Annotated in this window: 12 protein-coding genes; 3 read left to right on the forward strand and 9 right to left on the reverse strand. The window is 73.2% G+C overall.

Features of this window, described 5'->3' with window-relative positions; genetic code table 11:
- Positions 1-239: 239 nt before the first annotated feature.
- Entirely contained in the window at positions 240-1,403 is a 1,164-nt protein-coding gene (locus WMF42_RS01750) for an alpha/beta hydrolase (RefSeq protein WP_437689898.1), read from the forward strand.
- A gap of 152 nt (positions 1,404-1,555) precedes the next feature.
- Here the strand turns inward: WMF42_RS01750 and WMF42_RS01755 are convergent, their stop codons facing one another.
- The gene (locus WMF42_RS01755; protein ID WP_437689899.1) at positions 1,556-2,395 is read right to left on the reverse strand and encodes a DUF6334 family protein; all 840 of its coding nucleotides are present in this window, start codon (positions 2,393-2,395) and stop codon (positions 1,556-1,558) included.
- Positions 2,383-4,038, reverse strand: coding sequence for an RHS repeat domain-containing protein (locus tag WMF42_RS01760; RefSeq protein WP_437689900.1), 1,656 nt, complete (start codon positions 4,036-4,038; stop codon positions 2,383-2,385). The genes WMF42_RS01755 and WMF42_RS01760 overlap by 13 nt, the downstream gene beginning before the upstream one ends.
- Before the next feature lie 404 nt (positions 4,039-4,442).
- Between WMF42_RS01760 and WMF42_RS01765 the strand changes: the two genes are divergently transcribed.
- The gene (locus tag WMF42_RS01765; protein ID WP_437689901.1) at positions 4,443-5,666 is read left to right on the forward strand and encodes a GNAT family N-acetyltransferase; all 1,224 of its coding nucleotides are present in this window, start codon (positions 4,443-4,445) and stop codon (positions 5,664-5,666) included.
- A 100-nt stretch (positions 5,667-5,766) separates the two neighbouring features.
- Complete coding sequence (locus tag WMF42_RS01770; protein WP_437689902.1) at positions 5,767-6,294, forward strand: J domain-containing protein; 528 nt, start codon at positions 5,767-5,769, stop codon at positions 6,292-6,294.
- Here WMF42_RS01770 and WMF42_RS01775 read toward each other — a convergent pair.
- The 7 genes from WMF42_RS01775 to WMF42_RS01805 all read right to left on the reverse strand — a co-directional run bounded on the left by WMF42_RS01775 (position 6,291) and on the right by WMF42_RS01805 (position 15,885).
- Positions 6,291-9,683, reverse strand: coding sequence for a protein kinase domain-containing protein (locus WMF42_RS01775; protein ID WP_437689903.1), 3,393 nt, complete (start codon positions 9,681-9,683; stop codon positions 6,291-6,293). The two genes, WMF42_RS01770 and WMF42_RS01775, sit on opposite strands and share 4 nt — an antisense overlap.
- A 56-nt stretch (positions 9,684-9,739) precedes the next feature.
- Positions 9,740-10,564 carry a hypothetical protein gene (locus WMF42_RS01780; RefSeq protein WP_437689904.1) on the reverse strand — a complete coding sequence of 275 codons (825 nt, stop codon included), beginning with the start codon at positions 10,562-10,564 and terminating at the stop codon, positions 9,740-9,742.
- Positions 10,565-11,028: 464 nt separating this feature from the next.
- Positions 11,029-11,742: a thioredoxin family protein gene (locus tag WMF42_RS01785; protein WP_061607444.1), complete on the reverse strand. Its 714-nt coding sequence runs from the start codon at positions 11,740-11,742 to the stop codon at positions 11,029-11,031.
- Positions 11,743-11,780: 38 nt separating this feature from the next.
- Positions 11,781-12,680, reverse strand: coding sequence for a hypothetical protein (locus WMF42_RS01790; RefSeq protein ID WP_061607445.1), 900 nt, complete (start codon positions 12,678-12,680; stop codon positions 11,781-11,783).
- 2 nt (positions 12,681-12,682) lie between these two features.
- Positions 12,683-13,618, reverse strand: coding sequence for a phosphatase PAP2 family protein (locus tag WMF42_RS01795; protein ID WP_437689905.1), 936 nt, complete (start codon positions 13,616-13,618; stop codon positions 12,683-12,685).
- A gap of 16 nt (positions 13,619-13,634) precedes the next feature.
- Positions 13,635-13,991, reverse strand: coding sequence for a cupin domain-containing protein (locus tag WMF42_RS01800; protein ID WP_061605734.1), 357 nt, complete (start codon positions 13,989-13,991; stop codon positions 13,635-13,637).
- A gap of 100 nt (positions 13,992-14,091) precedes the next feature.
- Complete coding sequence (locus tag WMF42_RS01805; protein ID WP_437689906.1) at positions 14,092-15,885, reverse strand: DUF4139 domain-containing protein; 1,794 nt, start codon at positions 15,883-15,885, stop codon at positions 14,092-14,094.
- Between the last annotated feature and the right edge of the window lie 6 nt (positions 15,886-15,891).

Below are 15,891 nucleotides of genomic sequence, written 5' to 3' on the forward strand. Positions count from 1 at the left end.
CGCGCCGGGGCGAGCTCCGTTTCGCCGCGCGCCCCGGTGTACCGGGTACCAGCCGAGGGGGGAGGGTACACGAGACGCAGCGCCGTGGGGCGCCCGCGGACCGCCCATGGCGGAGCTTTTTCCGGCGCGGCGGCGAGGCGGTGCGACGCCGCCGCGGCGCTTCCGCGGCGGCCGGCGTCTCCAGCACGGAGAGCGGCCGAGGTTGCGCACAGCGAAATGATCCGCAATAGACGGAAAGGATGATCCTTCACCAGTCCCAGGTGGAGCAGACGGTCGACCGCGACGAGCGGGACAGGTTCATCAAGGAGCTCGTGGTGGTGCGGGTCCGCAGCACCGCGGCCGAGGTGGCGCCGGCGAGCCGTGGGATCGAGGGGGCGCGCGCTCCCGGGGTGGAGGACTCGGTCGTCGACCGGGAGTCGGTGGTCCACGACGTGCCCCTCGCGATGATCCGCAAGCGCAGCGCGCAGCTGCGGAGCACGGTGGCGAGCGTGCTGCTTGTCCATGGGTACGGCCAGAACCGTTACATCTGGCACCTGCCGTCGCGGAGCTTCTCGAACTACCTGGCGCGGGCGGGCTTCGACGTCTTCAACCTGGATCTGCGGGGGCACGGTCGGTCGCGGCACCTCGGGGCGCGGCGGCCGGCTCACGTGACGGATTTCGTCCGCGAGGACCTTCCGGCGGCGATCGAGGAGGTCCGGCGCATCTCCGGCCCGCGACCTGTGTACCTGATCGGGCACTCGCTCGGGGGTCTCATCGGCTACGCGACCGCGCCGACGATGGGCGACGCGGTGGGGGGGATCGTCACGCTGGGGAGCCCTTACCTGTTCACGCACGGGTCGCGCGCGCTCGCGCTGCTCGGCCGGCTGATGTTGACGGTCGACCGCCGCGTCCCGCTCGGGCAGGGGGCGCTGGCGCTGTCGGCGTGGGGTGAGCCGTTCCGGTTCGTGCGCGCGTTCGTCGAGAGCCCGATCTTTCCGCTGCCGATCCGGGGCTTCGTGCCTGGCTCGATGGAGACGCGGGTGCTCACGCAGCACATGTCGCTGGCGATGGACAGCGGCAGCATCACGGTCCTGCGGAACATGTTCCTGGACGCCGTGGCGTCGCGGAAGAGCGGCCAGCACATGGGGAGCCTCTTCGGGTACGCCAAGGCGTTCGAGGGCCTGGATCTGCCGCTCCTCGTGATCGCCGGCACGTTCGACGACCTCGCGCCGCCGGCGTCGGTGAAGCCGGCGTACGACTTCAGCCGATCTTCGGACAGGACGTACCGCGAGTTCCCGCGCGGCCACCTCGACATCGTCGTTGGCCGGGACGCGCCGCTCACCGTATGGCCGCTCATCGAGGCGTGGCTGAAGACGCGCGTCCGGCGGGCGGCGGCGAGGGAGCGGGAGCGGCTGAGCGCGTAGGCTGAGGGAGAGTGCTCCGCTGTAGATCCTGCGGCGGTTCAGCCGGGAGCGGCCTCGCGCAGAGCTGCGCGGTGACCGTTCGTAAGCTCCACCCTGTGCTCGAGCCCCGCTGCGCCATCTGGGCCGCTCGCCCCCCGCATGGATCAGCTCGCTCAGCGGGTAGGACTGGACCTCGTGACCCTCCCCTTCGCACGAGCGACCGTGCCTGCCTGGCGAAGCTCCTGGATCACGGCTCGAAACTCAGGTGTGTTCGTCGTGCCGAGGGCTCTCGCTATCTGGGCGGCGTGGCACTGTGGGTTGTTCTCGATGAAGGTCCGCGCCTCGTCCCGCAGCTTCGCCAGCCCGGCTGACGAGCGTGTCCGGGCCGTTTCGCCGGCTGAGCTCCTGGGCGCGCCGGGTGATCGACCGGTCTTGGCTCGTCCTCGCCTGTCCTTCGATGCTTCGTGAACAGCTTTGCTTGTTGTCTTGTTCACGATGTAAACGAGATCGGAGACGAGCGCGTCGACCGCCTGGTTGATGCCCATCTGCGCGGAAGCCGTGGCTGCTTCGGCGACGCGCCTGTCCCGGTCGTGGTTCGAGAATTCATGAATCTGGCTGCCGGCGGCCACGAGCGTGGCAGACGGGGCATAGGTCTCGAAGGCGAACGCCAGCCCGTCGAGGTAGCCTCTTGAGTTGATCATCGTCCACGCGAACATGAGGGGTTTGCCGAGGATTGGCCTCCATAGAGGGTGCGACGAGCCGTCGATGATGAGCGTGTCGTCGTCCTCTCGCGGTGCTTTCGAGATGAGCAGCGTGTCGTCGTTCGGGTCGACGTCGATGTGAATGACATGACGGCCGAACCGGAGCTCGAGCCCGGTGAGCCACTCGAAGACGCAGGCGGTCTCGTCTGGATCGTGGAATATCCGTCGGCTGATGGACGTGAGCCGCTTGCCGACGAGCAGATCCAGGAGCTCGCGAGCTGTCTTGTGCGGGTTGGGCTCTACCTCTTGCATCCTTTGGCTTTCTCGGTCTTGTCCTGTTTGACCAGCTTCAGGGCGGTGTCTGCGAGACGGGCGTCTTCCTTGCTGGAGTTAGGGTCGGATTTGATCTTGGCAACTTCCTCCAGTGTCTTGTCTGCCATGTGTCCAGTCTGGTTCGCGGTGCTCGCGTTCCCGCCTCGCTCCTGGATCGCCTGGCGCACCGTCTTGTCCTTCATGTCGATCAGGTTGCCGAGGTTGCGCTTCCAGGCGCTGAGTCCGAGAGGGTCGATGTCGTTGATCGGGCTTCCATCAAAGCCGAACAGGTTGAGCCCACCAGCAATCCCGAGCGGATCCGGGCTGCACCATCCCCCCGTCTCCGGATCGAAGAACCGGAACCGCGTGTAGCAAAGCCCCGTCTCCTCGTCCGCGTACTGCCCCAGCAGCCTGAACGGCGACTCGACCGAGCTCCTGTGGCTGAGCTCGCTCAGCGGATCGCGCCGCACCTCGACGATCTTCCCCCAGGCCGAGTGCGCCGCTGCCCACGCCACGAGCCCCCGCGGGTCGAGCAGCTCCTTCGGGGTGCCGAGGTGGTCGTTGACGTAGGTGAGCACGCGCCCGTCTTGCTGTTGCAAGAGCGGCACGAACGTCCCCGGCGCGTGGACGAACGTCCGCCCGCCACGCTCGCTGTCGATGTCGGCCGCGAGCACGTCGCCATCCCAGACGAACTCCACCACGCGCGGCCGGCCGGCCGCCGTCGTGGCGGTGACCTCCTTGCGCACCCGCCTCCCGAAGGCGTCATAGGTCATCACCACGCGCGCGCCATCCGGCGTCCGCACCTCGCGCAGCCGGTCCCGGCAATCCCATGTGTACCGGGTCATCGCCTCCTCGGCCGGCGACCCGCCCTCGGGCCGGTTCGCCCGGTGCCGCGCCAGATCCACCTTCACCGTGCGCCGTCCGCGCGCGTCGACGTCGTACGCCGCCTGCTCGGTCTTCCGCAGCACCCCGCCGCGCTCGACCCGCCAGGTCGGCTGCGTCCGGCCCTGGTGCGGCGCCTCCGCGACCCGGCTCGCGCTGCTCCGCTCGGCGATCTCCGTGAGCATCCCCCGGATCGAGCCGGCTGGATCATACGCGAACACCTCGCGCCCCGCCCCGCGCTGCGCCGAGGCCAGCCGGCTGGCGCGATCGTACAGGTACGTCGTCACCCCCCAGCGCGCGTCGTCGACGCGATCCACGCGCCCGCGCGCGTCGTAGTGCCACTGCCGCGCGACCATCACCGACGGCACCCCCGGCCCCGGCGCCGTGGCCCGCTGCTCGATCAGCCGGTCCATCGCGTCATACGCGCTCCGCACCGCCACCCCGGCCTCGCCGCTCGCCCTCTGGATCTCCCGCCCCAGGGCATCGCGCTCGAACGCCACGCGGTGGCCGTCGTGATCGACAGCGACCAGCGCATCCAGCGCGTCGTACGCATAGCGCGTCCTCGCGCCGTCCGGCATCACGCGCTCCGCGCGCAGGCCGCGCTCGCCGTACGCGTACCGGATCGCCCTGTCGCCCTGCCGCTCGCGCACGATCCGCCCGAACGCGTCGCGCTCGAACCACGTCTCCACGCGCTGCCCGCTCGCCTCCTCCAGCACGGCCCCGAGCATCCGCCCCATCCGATCGCGCGCATACCGGATCACCCCGTCCGGCGTCTCGTCGGCCGTCAGGTTCCCCGCGCGGTCATAGAACAGGTTGCGCCACGTCCTGTCCGCGGCGTGCTCGATGCGCCCGAGCCGACCCGAGCTGCGGTATCCGTAGCGCAGCGTCCGCCCGTCGAGGCAGCGGGCTAGGCGCCGCCGGCGTCGTGCACACGCTCACGGCCATTCCCGTCATCTGGTGTCCGGAGCCCTCGTGCACGGTGTCCAGGCCGAGCGCGGTGACCTTCGCCATGGACAACGAGGATCCTCGCCGCCCCATGGAGCGTCAAGGCGACGACCCGCCAGCGGCCCCTCCGCGCGGAGGTCGATGCGCCGCGGACGGCCTGGTCAGCCGATCCGTGCCTGCGAGTCCCGGGACGCGCGGCCCCTTTGCTATGGTTCGCCGCATGCACATCGAGCTCCGGCAGCTGACCGCCGAGCAGCAGGGCGAGTTCGTTCATCCCATCCTCACCGCGTTCGGTGCGATGGCCAACCCCGAGCGCCTCGAGGGCACGAAGCGCCTCGCGGAGCTCTCGTCGCGCATCGGCGCGTACGACGGCGAATCGATCGTCGGAGCCGCCGGCTCGTACTCGCTCACGATGACGACGCCCGGCGGCGGCGCCGTCCCGGTCGCCGGGCTCACGATGGTCGCGGTGATGCCGACGCACCGCCGCCGCGGCATCCTCACGTCCCTCATCCGCCGCCACCTCGACGACGCGCGGGCCGAGGGGCGGCCGATCTCCTCGCTCTGGGCCACGGAGGGCACCATCTACGGCCGCTTCGGGTACGGCCTCGCGTCCCGGGCGTGCTCCATCTCGATCGAGCGGGATCGCGCCGCGTTCCGCGGAGAGGCCGGCGCGCAGGGCAGCGCGCGGCTGCTCGGAGAAGAGGAGGCGCTCGAGGCCTTCGCGCCTGTCTGGGAGCGCGCCCGCCCGCTCGCCCCCGGGATGCTCGCGCGCTCCGAGGCGTGGTGGCAGGTCCGCCGGCTGAGAGACGACGACTTCGTCCGCCAGGGAGGCGGCCCGCTCCAGCGCGTCGTCATCGAGGTCGACGGGCGCCCCGAGGCGTACGCGATGTACTGCATGCACCACAAGTGGGACACCTCCCAGATCCCGGTCGGATCGGTCCGCGTGATCGAGGCGATCGGCGCGTCGCCGCTCGGGACCCGGCTCATCTGGAGGTACCTCTTCGACATCGACCTGGCGCAGCGGATCGAGGCGAGCCTCCTGCCGCCGGATCACCCGCTCGGCCTGCTCGTCGCCGAGCCGCGGCGCCTGCGCCTCACGGCGAGCGACGGGCTGTGGGTGCGCATCGTGGACGTCGAGGCCGCGCTCGCGGCGCGCGCCTACGGCAGCAGCGAGCCGCTCACCCTCGAGATCACCGACAGCGATCGCCCCTCGAACGCCGGCCGCTTCCGGCTGCACGGGGGCGAACGGCGCGCGACGCGGACAGCGCAGGCGCCGGACCTCCGCCTCGACATCACGGCGCTCGGCTCGGCCTACCTCGGCGGCGTCTCGTTCCAGGCCCTCGCCGACGCCGGCCAGGTCGAGGCGCTCTCCGAGGACGCCATCGAGCGCGCCGATCGCCTGTTCCGCGCCGCGCGCGCCCCGTGGTGCCCCGAGATCTTCTGACCGGCCGCGCCGCGCCGAGGACCGGGCGGCCCATCCTCGGGCGCGCGCGCGCCCGAGGATCGCTCGCCGCTCGGGCCGATCCGTGCCACTTTCCGCGGCGATGACGCTCCCGCTCCGCGGCGTCTACGCGGTGACGCCGACGCGCCGCCGACGCTTCCTGTGGGCCGCCTGGTGGACGGCCGAGCCTGCGCGCGAGCCGTTCCGCCCGCCGGACGCGAGCCAGGGCGGCGCGCGGACCGTGGACGAGGCGCGGGCGCAGGCCGAGCGCGCCGCCGGGCGCCCGCTCGTCGAGATCGAGCCGGCGTGGGCGACGGCCTGGACCCGCGTCCTGCGCGGCGATCCCCCCTGGCCCAGGCCGCGCGCGCGCCGCGAGGCGCCCCCGCCGCCGCCCCCCGGGCCGTCGCGGCGCGCCCCGTCGCGGCCCGCCGCCGCGCGCGGCGCCTCGCCGTTCGCGGTGCTCGGCGTCACCGAGGCCGCGAGCGCCGACGAGATCCGCCAGGCGTTCCGCCGGCTCGCGCTCGTCACGCACCCCGATCGCGGCGGCGACGCCGGCGAGTTCATGCGCGTCAAGTGGGCCCACGACGAGGCGATGTCCCGCCTCTCCCGCCCCCGGCGGGAGCGGCGCTAGGGGGCGTTCGCCGCCGCGATCTTCCTCGCCTCGCCGAGGAGCGGGGCGTGCTCGCGCGCGAGCAGCGGGCTCTCCTGGAGCGCCCGATCGAGCACGTCGGCGGCGCGGCGGGCCAGATCCAGGCGCAGCGCCCGGTCGCGCTCCGCCTTCGCCTTGAGCAGGAGCAGCGCGCCCTGCTCGGCGCTCGCCGCGGGGAAATCCGGGTCGATCTCCAGCGCGCGGTCGACAAGCGCGAGCCCCGCCTCGACCTCCGCGCGCGCGTCGAGGAACCCCGGCGCGGCGACGGCCGCGCGCAGCCGGTGGACCTCGGCCAACCTCGCGAAGATCCTCGCGTTTCCGTCGTTCGCCTCGACGGCGCGGAGCAGCGAACGCTCCGCGGCGTCCAGCGGCGCCACGGGGATCCGCCCCCGGGACGCGGCCCAGCGCGCCGCGAGCAGGTCGACGCCCCCGAGCGCGAGCAGCGCCTCCGCGTTGCGCGGCCTCGCGGCCACGATGCGCTCCAGCTTGCCCCGCGCCGCGCGCAGCGCGTCGGTCGGGTCCTCGCCGCGCGAGAGCGCCCACCGCGCCGCCTCGGCGAGCGCGAGGCCCGTCCCCTGCTGCGCCTCGAGATCCTCCGGGTCGAGGTGCGCCGCCGCGCTGTAGCCGTCGAGCGACCGCGCGAGCGACACCTCCGGGCTCCGCCCGGTGAGCCGCTCGTACCGACCCTGGATCAGGTAAGCCAGCGCCAGGCTGTTGTACGATTGGTAGCTGTCCGGCCGCAGCCGGAGCGCCGCCTCGAGGTTGTCCATGGCCACCTCGAGCGACGCCTCGGGCGACACCCCGTGGTCGAGCTCGTACTGCGCCCGCTGCGCGTGGAACCAGCCCTGGTTGAGGCGCGGCGGCGCGTCGTTCGGGGCGATCTCGATCGCCCGCTCGATGTGCGACGCGCTGAGCTCGAAGAGGCGGATGGGGTCGGCGCCGCGGGACGCGCTGTACTCGGCCATCATGCCGAACGCGATCCCCGTGTCGTTCCACGCCCAGAACGAGTTGGGGTCGAGGGCGAGCGACCGCTGCATGCTCTCGATCGCGCGCTCGAGCGAAGGCCGCGTGTCGAGCCCCAGCGTGCCCTCGTAGGACGCGATGAGGAACAGGCTCGCCCCCATCGACCCGTACGCTGTCGCGTCCGACGGGTCCCCCTGGATCGCTTGCTCGCTCGCCGCGATCGCCCGGGTGAGGTCCGGCCTCGGGTCAGCGCCCCTCGACAGGTCCCGCCTGGCCCGGTGCACGTGGGCCCAGGCCTTCTTCGCGTGCGCGCCGCTCGCGCGCGGGTTGGCGTGGAGCGCCCTGTCGCAGCGATCGATGAGCTGCGCGAAGAGCCGCTCCACGTCGCCGCCGCGCTGCGCCTCGATCAGCATGATCTCGCTGAGGGCGCTCGCGGTCGCCTCGTGGAGCTCGGGGTCGCTCTCGGCCATCTGCGCCGCGGCGTCGTACGAGGCGACGGCGGCCCGGAACTCGACGAGCGCCGCCGCGTGGTCGCCGGCGTCGCGCGCGGCCGCCCCCTTCGCGGACAGGACGTCGCCCTCCAGCTTCTTCGCCTCGTACTCCCAGGGCGATCGCGCGAACGCCCGCCGCGCGTCGCCGAGCGCCTCGTCGAAGCGCCCCTCGTAGAGCTCCGTCAGCGCCGCGGTGTACGCCGACGGCGCCCCTGTCGACCTCACGCTGTCGCGCAGGTACTTGATCGCCGGGCCCTTGTGCCGCTCGTCGAGCTCGATCTGCTGCGCGGATCGCTCCCCCTTGTCGGCGAGGCGCCGCGCCCGGTCGAGCCCCTTCCGGTAGAGCATCCCGTGCGCGAGCCCCGCCGCGAACTTCGCCTCGCGCGCGGCATACCCGCTCCCGAGCGCCGCCTCGAGGTGCCGCAGCGCCTCCTCGGGCTCGTGCAGCGCGAGGTGCCCGCGCCCGAGCGCGTAGCGGCCCGGGCCCTCGACGAGGTCGCCCGCGGCCCCGCGCATCGCCTGCATCTTCCGGTCGATCTCGCCCATGCGCGCGCGGATGACCTCCTTCTCCCGCGACACGTCGTGGAGCGGGAGCGCGTACGCGTAGCGCATGAACAGCTCCATCTCCTTCACGTCCTGACCGAAGCCCTCGGCCAGCGACGCCACGTGCGCCGCGAGCTCCGCCTGGCGCGCGGCGGCGAGCTTCGCGCGGAGGGCGACGGCGCCCGAGAGCGAGAGCACGACCAGCGCCGCCGCGGCCGCCGAGACGGCGAGCCGGTGCTTCCTCGCCCGCTTCAGGGCGCTGTACACGAGGCTCGCGGGCCGCGCCTCGATCGGCTCGCCCTCGAGGTAGCGCCCGAGGTCGAGGGCGAGCATCTTCGCGGAGTCGTACCGCCGCTGAGGCTCCTTCTCGAGGCACTTCATCACGATCGTCTCCAGATCGACCGGGATCCCCTTGTCGATCTGGCGCGGCGGCACGGGCAGCTCGTTGACCACCCGCCAGATGAGGCTCGTCATCGACGGATCGACGAACGGCGGGCGCCCGGAGAGGACCTCGTAGAGCGTCGCGCCGAGGCAGTAGACGTCCGTGCGGCGGTCGAGCTGGCGCTGGCCCCCGGACACCTGCTCCGGCGCCATGTACGCGGGTGTCCCTTCATCGCTCGTCGTCGCCCGCCCGTCGGCCCCGATGTCCCGCGCGAGCCCGAAATCGAGCAGGTAGGGGCGGAAGGCGCCGTCGGCCGTCCGCTCGACGAGGATGTTCGCCGGCTTGATGTCGCGGTGGATCAGCCCGAGCCGGTGGGCGGCGTGGAGGCCGTCCGCCACGTCGGCGACGATCTTGAGCCGCTGCTCGAGCGACATCTGCTGCGCCACGCGGTGGAGCGGCTGGCCGTCGATGTACTGCATGGCGATGAACGGCTGGCCCTGGGCCTCGCCGACCTCGTACACCTTGCAGACGTTCGGGTGCTCGACCCGGGCCTGGGCCCGCGCCTCCCAGATGAAGCGCTGCGCGAGCTCCGGATCGTTGCCCCGGATGAGCTTGAGCGCCACGTACCGCTGCAGTCGGGGGTCCCTGGCCTTGTAGACCGTCCCCATTCCCCCTTTGCCGACCAGCGACAGGCACTCATAGCGATCCCAGTCGCGGATCGGAAACCGGCTCGGCGCGCGCGAGGAGGGCGGATCGACGCAGACGAACACCGTGTCCTGCGCGGCGCCCGAGCCCTCCGGCGGGAAGGACGAGGCAGGCGGAGCGGTGAGGACCGGCGTGGCGTGGGGAGCGGGCGGGGCGGGCGGGACTGACGAGACGGAGCGGGGAGCCCTGCTCGAGGGGGCGAGCGGGGCGCCCCTGGGCGTGGGCTCCTGGTCCGCCGACCTCGCGGCGCGCGCGCTCTCCGGGCCCGCTCTTCCCACTCGGCTCATCAATCGGACCCTTTTCGACAGCAAAGGCGGAACCCCCAGGGCTCGGGGCTTCGATCCTAGTCGAGGAAGGTCGTGATGACCTCCTTCGAGCCGTTGCACGCCGCATAACCCATCGCCGGGTCGCCCGCGGTCGAGCAAACGGAAGAGCAGTCTCCCGTCCGCTGGATGATACCGCACCCAACGACCGTCGAGCCGGTATCATGCCCCGTCGCGCAGGAGCGGCTCCTCGCGCGCGAGCGCTCGAGGTTGTCCGGGACGTGGCATGTGTAGAGCGCGGGCGTGTCGCTGAACAGGTTGCCCCAGAACGCGCCCTCCTTGCTGGCGAAGGCGCCGCGCTCCTCCGGGCCGGCGGCGAGCTGCGCGCTGCCCTGCGAGCGCATCGAGAGCATCACGCGCACGCCGAAGTAGTTGGTCCGCGCGGCGACGCAGGCCGAGACCCACCGCTGCTTGACCGGAGAGAGCGGCCCGTCCACCCACTCCGGGGCGAGCCCGACCGCCCCCCGGTGCTCCTCGGCGCCGTCAGGCCCGTCGAGCTCGATCGCCTGAGAGCGGTCGAGCGCGCACCCGACCGCGTAACGAATGAAGTCGCGGGACACGACCCCTTCGAGCGCCTGGACCCGGAGCGCGCGCAAGGAGGTGGACGGTATCGAGTCCGGCCTGAGCGCATTCGGCCAGAAGCCGTTCGGCCAGAAGCCGTTCGGCCAGAACCCGTTCGATACGACCCCGCTCGGCGAGCGCTCGCCCGGCGCCGGACTGACCGACTCAGCCTCTCCCATCGACAGGAGATCGGCCGTCGTCGCCAGGCGCTCACCCTCCTCGAAGACGTCCGGAGCGCAGCCGCACACCAGGCCAAGGAGCAGTGTGGACATCAACCTTCGCATCAGCACCTCCCTTGGCAGCTCCCAGCGAATGGCCCCGAATCGCCATCATCCGGAACCGCCTGGGTCGCTTGCCAGTGGGCGTCTTGGGTCGTGAGCACCTGGCGACAGTACAGAACTGTCGTACGACGGTAGACCGGAGTTTACGTCCATGTCAATACCCCGACGCGTGGTGTCGCCGCGCTCTGTACGCTTTCAGTATGGCGCGAGCGTGCGACGCCGGCTACGCGGCGATTCGCGGTTGAGGTGGCGCGCGGGCGCAGGTGGGCGGGTGTTCTGCTCGAGGAGAGGGGCCGGCGTGGAAAGATGCCAGCGTGGAAAGGGGCGGGCGAGGAAAGCGGCCAGCGCGGAAAGACACGAACGCAGAGCGGCGCGCGCCGTCCACGTCCTGGATCGATGTGGGGGGCGCGACATGCGTCCAAGGTGGGTCAAGCTGCGATACAGCTCAGGGCCCGTCGGCCCGCAGCTCAGTACTTGACCGTGCAGCCGAACGCCTCGGTCTCCTTCGTGGAGATCGGCTTGCTGGCGGTGAGCTCGGCCAGCGCGGCCTCGACGTAGTTCGTGACCTGCTCGCCCGGCTCGGGCTCACCGCCCTTCGTGCTGTCGATGGCGCCCGCGTAGACGAGCGTGCCCTGCGGGTCGATGATGACCATGTGCGGTGTGCGCTGGGCGCCGTAGGCGCGGCCGACATCGCCCTTCTCGTCGACGAGGATCGGATAGCTCATCCCGAACTCGCCCTTGGCCTTCACGTTGTCTTCCCTGGCGGCGCCCTGCTTGCCGGGGGCGCCCGAGTTGATGGCGAGCCACACGACGCCCTTGGCCATCTGCTGCGCGGGAACGTCCTTCAGGCCGCCCTTGCGGTGCGCGAGCTGCACGAACGGGCAACCGGGGTTGAACCACTCGAGCACGACCGTCTTGCCCTTGTGGTCGGCCAGCTTGACGGGCTTGCCGTCGAGGTCCGACAGCGTGAAATCCGGCGCGGGCTGGCCGACCTTCGCGGGGCCCGCGTTCGCCTGAGCCGCCGGCGCGTCCGCGGCCTTCGCCTTCTCGGCCTCCGCCTTGGCGGGCTGCTGCGCGGCGGCGCCTGTCGCCGCGGGGGCGGCAGGGGCGCTGGCGTCGCCGGGCTGGGTGCACGCCGCGAGCGACGCGGCGAGAAAGGTCAGGGGGATGAGCTTGTTCATGCCGGGACGCTTACCACGCTGCGTGCCCGGCGCATGGATCACGGGAACTCCGGCCATCGATCGCCGGTCGCCCACCGGTACCGCAGGCCGAGCTGCCCGAGATCCGCGCCCAGCAGGCCGAGCCGATCGGGCGTCGCCGCCACCACCATCACCGTCCCCACCGCGTCGAGGTGGTGTGTCAGCGAGACCGCCAGCAGAGGGCCGATGCGCACGACGGCGCCCTCGCGGCCCGGGTTGCCGAGCACCTCGGCGGCGGCGCCGAGCCGGAGCTCGCCGAACCTGTCCATCTCCGCCATGTAGCCGAGCCGGGCGCGGTAGAGGTACGGCGGCTTCATCACGGCGTGGAGCGCCTCCTCGTAGAGGTAGTACCCCTCCGGCGTGCCCAGCACCGCATAGCCCGTCGCGACGCCGAACAGGCTGCCTCCGAGCAGCGGTATCGAGCCCGACACCTCGAGCTCCCCGGCGATGTAGCGCGACCTCGGGCCGAGCATGAGCTCGGTGTCCCTGCGCGTGTACGACGCCCGGGGCTCGAGGAAGTACTGCGTCGTCGAGAACGCGTACCGCGCGCCGCCGCGGATCTCCAGGCTGGGCAGCGCCGCGCGAAGGCCGACGTACTCCGCGCCGCCCGAGGGCGAGACGCTCGAGTACCCCTCGATCCCGATCCACGACCAGTGCGGCCGGCCCACGCCGAGCGCGAGGCTCGGCCTGAAATAGATGACGCCGAGCTCCAGGACCGCGGAGACGAACGGGCGCGCGGCCGCGCTCCGCGCCCAGTACGAGCGCTTTTGCAGGAGGTCCACCCCCGAGGAGATCGCCGGCGGCTCGATGGCGGGCGGCGGCAGGTCGGCCGGATCCTGGGCGACGGCCGCGGCCGGGACCAGGACGGGCGCGGCGGCGACGGCGAGCGCGGCGGCGGCGAGCGCGCGGCGGCGGGCCATGACTAGAACCTGCCCATCAGGTACCCGCCGAGCGGCGCCGGCACGAAGCTGATCGACGCGGCGTCCGCGCGCGTCGAGGCCGGGGCGCCGCCGCGGTAGTGCAGGAGCCACGGGAGACCGAGGCCCGTCAGGGTGCCGACGGCCGCGCCCGTGAGCGCGTCGGTCGCGAAGTGCTGGTCCGAGACGACCCGCAGCGTCGCCACGGCGGCCGCCGCGCCGAGCGAGGCGACGCACGCGAGCGCGTCGGGCGCGCCGCCGCCGTAGAGGGGCAGGTGCGCGTGGTGCGAGCACATGAGCCCCGCCGCCGTGAACGCTGTCGAGCTGTGGCCGCTGAAGAAGCTCCGGTACCGCTTGCTCCCGCGGCAGTCGCGGTCCTGCTCCTGCTCCGGCCCGACGCACACGGCGCGGTAGGGGCGCTCGCGGCTCGTGAGCCCCGCGACGAGGCCGTTCACGGCCGCGTTCAGCGCGAGCGCCTCGATGTCGATCAGCGCGATCTCCCACGCGACGCTGCCGCGCCCGTGCCCCCACCAGGCCACGAGCAGGGCGTCCGCCGCGAGCTGGTTGGTCATCAGCGTGAGCAGGAGATCGCTCGCGTCCCGCGCCATCTCGCGCTGGCGGTCGCTCCGGATCCGGAGGACGTCGCGCGCGGCGCCGTCGAAGCCGTTCACGGCCGTCCACCGGCCCTCCGACGGCGGGATGGCCAGCGTCGCGAAGGCGGTGGCGGCGAGGAGCCCCGTGGCCACGTACTCGCTCGCGCGGAAGCGCGGCCAGCGCGGGTCCCACGTCAGCTCGGGCCGCGCGGCCTCGGGCGCCGTCGCCGCGGCGGCGCCCGAGGCAGCGCGCGCCGCGGGGGCCTCGGCCCGCGCCGCGGGCGCGGCGAGCAGCGCCGCCGCGGCGACGGCGCCCGAGGCAAGCCGCAGCGCTGCAGTGCACCTCAAGGAGCGGGCCGCGCGATCAGAAGTCGGGGTGGCCGATGACGAGGAACTCGAGCGGCCCGGCGCCCGCGTTGCGCAGCCCGTGGTGCACGTTCTTCTCGACGTGCATCATCTGGCCGGGGCCGAGGGGGACCTCGCGGTCGCCGATGATGCCGAGCGCCTTCCCGGCCAGGATGTAGATGGTCTCCGTTGTCTCGGTGTGGAGCTCGCGCGAGATCTCACAGCCAGGCTCCATCTTGCCCTTGTAAAAGCCGAAGCCGTCCCCGCGGTGCTTGCCGAGCAACTGCGCGAAGAAGACGCCTCGGTTGGGCAAGTACTCCATGACGTCTTCCTCGGCCGCGGTCAGCACCACGGCCCCGTCGATCTGCTGCCTCATGGCAACCCTCCTTCCCGCGAGTGAAGCTGCTGGAGAATCCATCAGTTACAGAAGCGTACCGCGTCCTGTCAACGGCGGTCGCGGCGGCCGCGGCCTCGTTTCAGAACGGCAACACGACGCTCGCACCCACGCGCAGCTCGTAGCTGAACGACATGGTCGTCAGGCCCTTCGGGGGCAGCTCGACGCGGCTGCGGAGAAACCCGTCCTTCTCCTCCAGCGTCCATCCGAGGGCCTCGACAAGCGCGACCTCCACCTCGGCCACCTCGCTGACGGGGATGCGCTCGGTGACGAGCACCCGCTTCGCGATGCTGGAGAGGTTGGAAAGAGAGAGCTTCACGCAGCGGCGGATCTTGCGGCTGCCGGTGATGGCCGAGGTGTCCTGCTCCTCGTCCACGGTGCGCCGCACACGCACGGCGTCGTCCACGCCGAAGCCGAGCTCGAACGGCTCGCCCGCGCCGACGAAGTCGAGCCGGCCGCGGCCGACGAGGCTGCCGCCCCGCGCGATCCGCACCGGGCCGGCGAGCAGCGGGCGCGGCCTCCCGGCGCCGCCGCCCCTCCCGGCGCCGCCGCCGTCAAGCGTCGCTGTCGCGCGCAGGTGCGCCGCGGGGTGGGCCTCGGGGTACAGCACGAGCGCGAGCTCGGCCGGGAGCGCGCGCCGCGCGATCTCGACGCGGAGCGGGCGGCCGTCGGAGGGGAGGGTGACCGGCTCGGTCGCCTCGAAGACAAGCGGCTCGCCCCCGTCGTCGACGCCGGGCATCTCGTCGACGGCGCGCGCCCCGCGGTCGAGCCCGGCCGCGGCGATCGCCTGGTCGCGCGCCTCGACGACGACGCGGCGGCGCTCGACGTCCGTCTTGCGCCGCAGCCGGAGGACGTCGTCCGCGAGGAGCGGCGCCTCGGCGCTCCGCGCCGGCCGCGCTGTCGAGAAGCGCGCGGCGACGTTCTCCCAGGCCTCGCCGGTCGCCTGCCACGCCGTCGCCCAGGTGGTGAGCTCGACCGAGCCGCGCGTCGCCTGCGCCGCGGCGTCGCCCGCGCTCGCGGCGTCGCCCGCGCCGTCCACGGCGAGCCGCGCCAGGTGCTCGGGGCGCCAGACCGCGCACGCGACGCGGTAGGTCAGCTCGATCTCGACGGGCTGCGGCGCGGGGGCGTGAATCTCCACCTCGATGACCGCCTCGTAGCGCGGCTGCTCGACCGACCCCTCGCGCAGCCGCGCCGTGGCGCGCCGGGCGTCGTCCTCCGCGTGCGCACGCGCCGCGCGCGCCTCGGCCGACGCGGCGAGGGCCTCGTCGAGCGCCGCGCGCAGCGCCTCGACGCCGGCGCGCCACGAGGCGAGCCGCGCGGGCTCGCCCGCGTCCTTCGGGACCTCGCCCATCGCGTGCGCCCACGTCGCGAGGAGCTGATCGAGGTGCGCCTCGCGGCGCGACGCCCGGTCCCGCGCGAGCTCGGCGGCGGCGGTCCGCCGGGACGCCTCGCGGTGCTCGCGCTCCAGCGCGTCGATCGCCTCGCGCCCGAGCGCCGCCTCCCGGTGCGCCCTCCACCGCACGCGCGCCGCCGTCACCCGGGCCGCGCCCGCGCCCTCCGCGCCCCCCGCCGGCGCGACGCGCGCCTGCACGGTGCGCTCGTCGACGAACACCGACACGCCGCCGATCGCGACCCACTGCGCCCCGGCCGCGACCTCGACGCGCGCCGCGCGCACGACCTCGGCGCGATCCTCGAACAGCGTCACCGCGCGCGCCGCGCTCGGGTGGGGGGCGCGCTCGGCGACGCTCGCCCCGGCGGCGTCTCCCGCGCCCGCGCTCCCCTCGCCCGCGCTCCCCTCGCCGGCGCTCTCCTCGCCGGGGCTCCCTCCGGCGGCGCCCCGCTCAGCCCGGCCCGAACCGTTCGCATCGCTTGCCATGGCGCG

The organism is Sorangium sp. So ce176, from assembly GCF_051519835.1.
Classification (GTDB): domain Bacteria; phylum Myxococcota_A; class Polyangia; order Polyangiales; family Polyangiaceae; genus Sorangium; species Sorangium cellulosum_G.

What these genes read in the sequence shown, in the direction of transcription:
- WMF42_RS01775 (WP_437689903.1), bottom strand. Translation starts at nt 9,683, where the DNA reads ATGAGCCGAGTGGGAAGAGCGGGCCCGGAGAGCGCGCGCGCCGCGAGG.
- WMF42_RS01765 (WP_437689901.1), top strand. Translation starts at nt 4,443, where the DNA reads ATGCACATCGAGCTCCGGCAGCTGACCGCCGAGCAGCAGGGCGAGTTC.
- WMF42_RS01800 (WP_061605734.1), bottom strand. Translation starts at nt 13,991, where the DNA reads ATGAGGCAGCAGATCGACGGGGCCGTGGTGCTGACCGCGGCCGAGGAA.
- WMF42_RS01750 (WP_437689898.1), top strand. Translation starts at nt 240, where the DNA reads ATGATCCTTCACCAGTCCCAGGTGGAGCAGACGGTCGACCGCGACGAG.
- WMF42_RS01805 (WP_437689906.1), bottom strand. Translation starts at nt 15,885, where the DNA reads ATGGCAAGCGATGCGAACGGTTCGGGCCGGGCTGAGCGGGGCGCCGCC.
- WMF42_RS01755 (WP_437689899.1), bottom strand. Translation starts at nt 2,395, where the DNA reads ATGCAAGAGGTAGAGCCCAACCCGCACAAGACAGCTCGCGAGCTCCTG.
- WMF42_RS01770 (WP_437689902.1), top strand. Translation starts at nt 5,767, where the DNA reads ATGACGCTCCCGCTCCGCGGCGTCTACGCGGTGACGCCGACGCGCCGC.
- WMF42_RS01790 (WP_061607445.1), bottom strand. Translation starts at nt 12,680, where the DNA reads ATGGCCCGCCGCCGCGCGCTCGCCGCCGCCGCGCTCGCCGTCGCCGCC.
- WMF42_RS01785 (WP_061607444.1), bottom strand. Translation starts at nt 11,742, where the DNA reads ATGAACAAGCTCATCCCCCTGACCTTTCTCGCCGCGTCGCTCGCGGCG.
- WMF42_RS01780 (WP_437689904.1), bottom strand. Translation starts at nt 10,564, where the DNA reads ATGCGAAGGTTGATGTCCACACTGCTCCTTGGCCTGGTGTGCGGCTGC.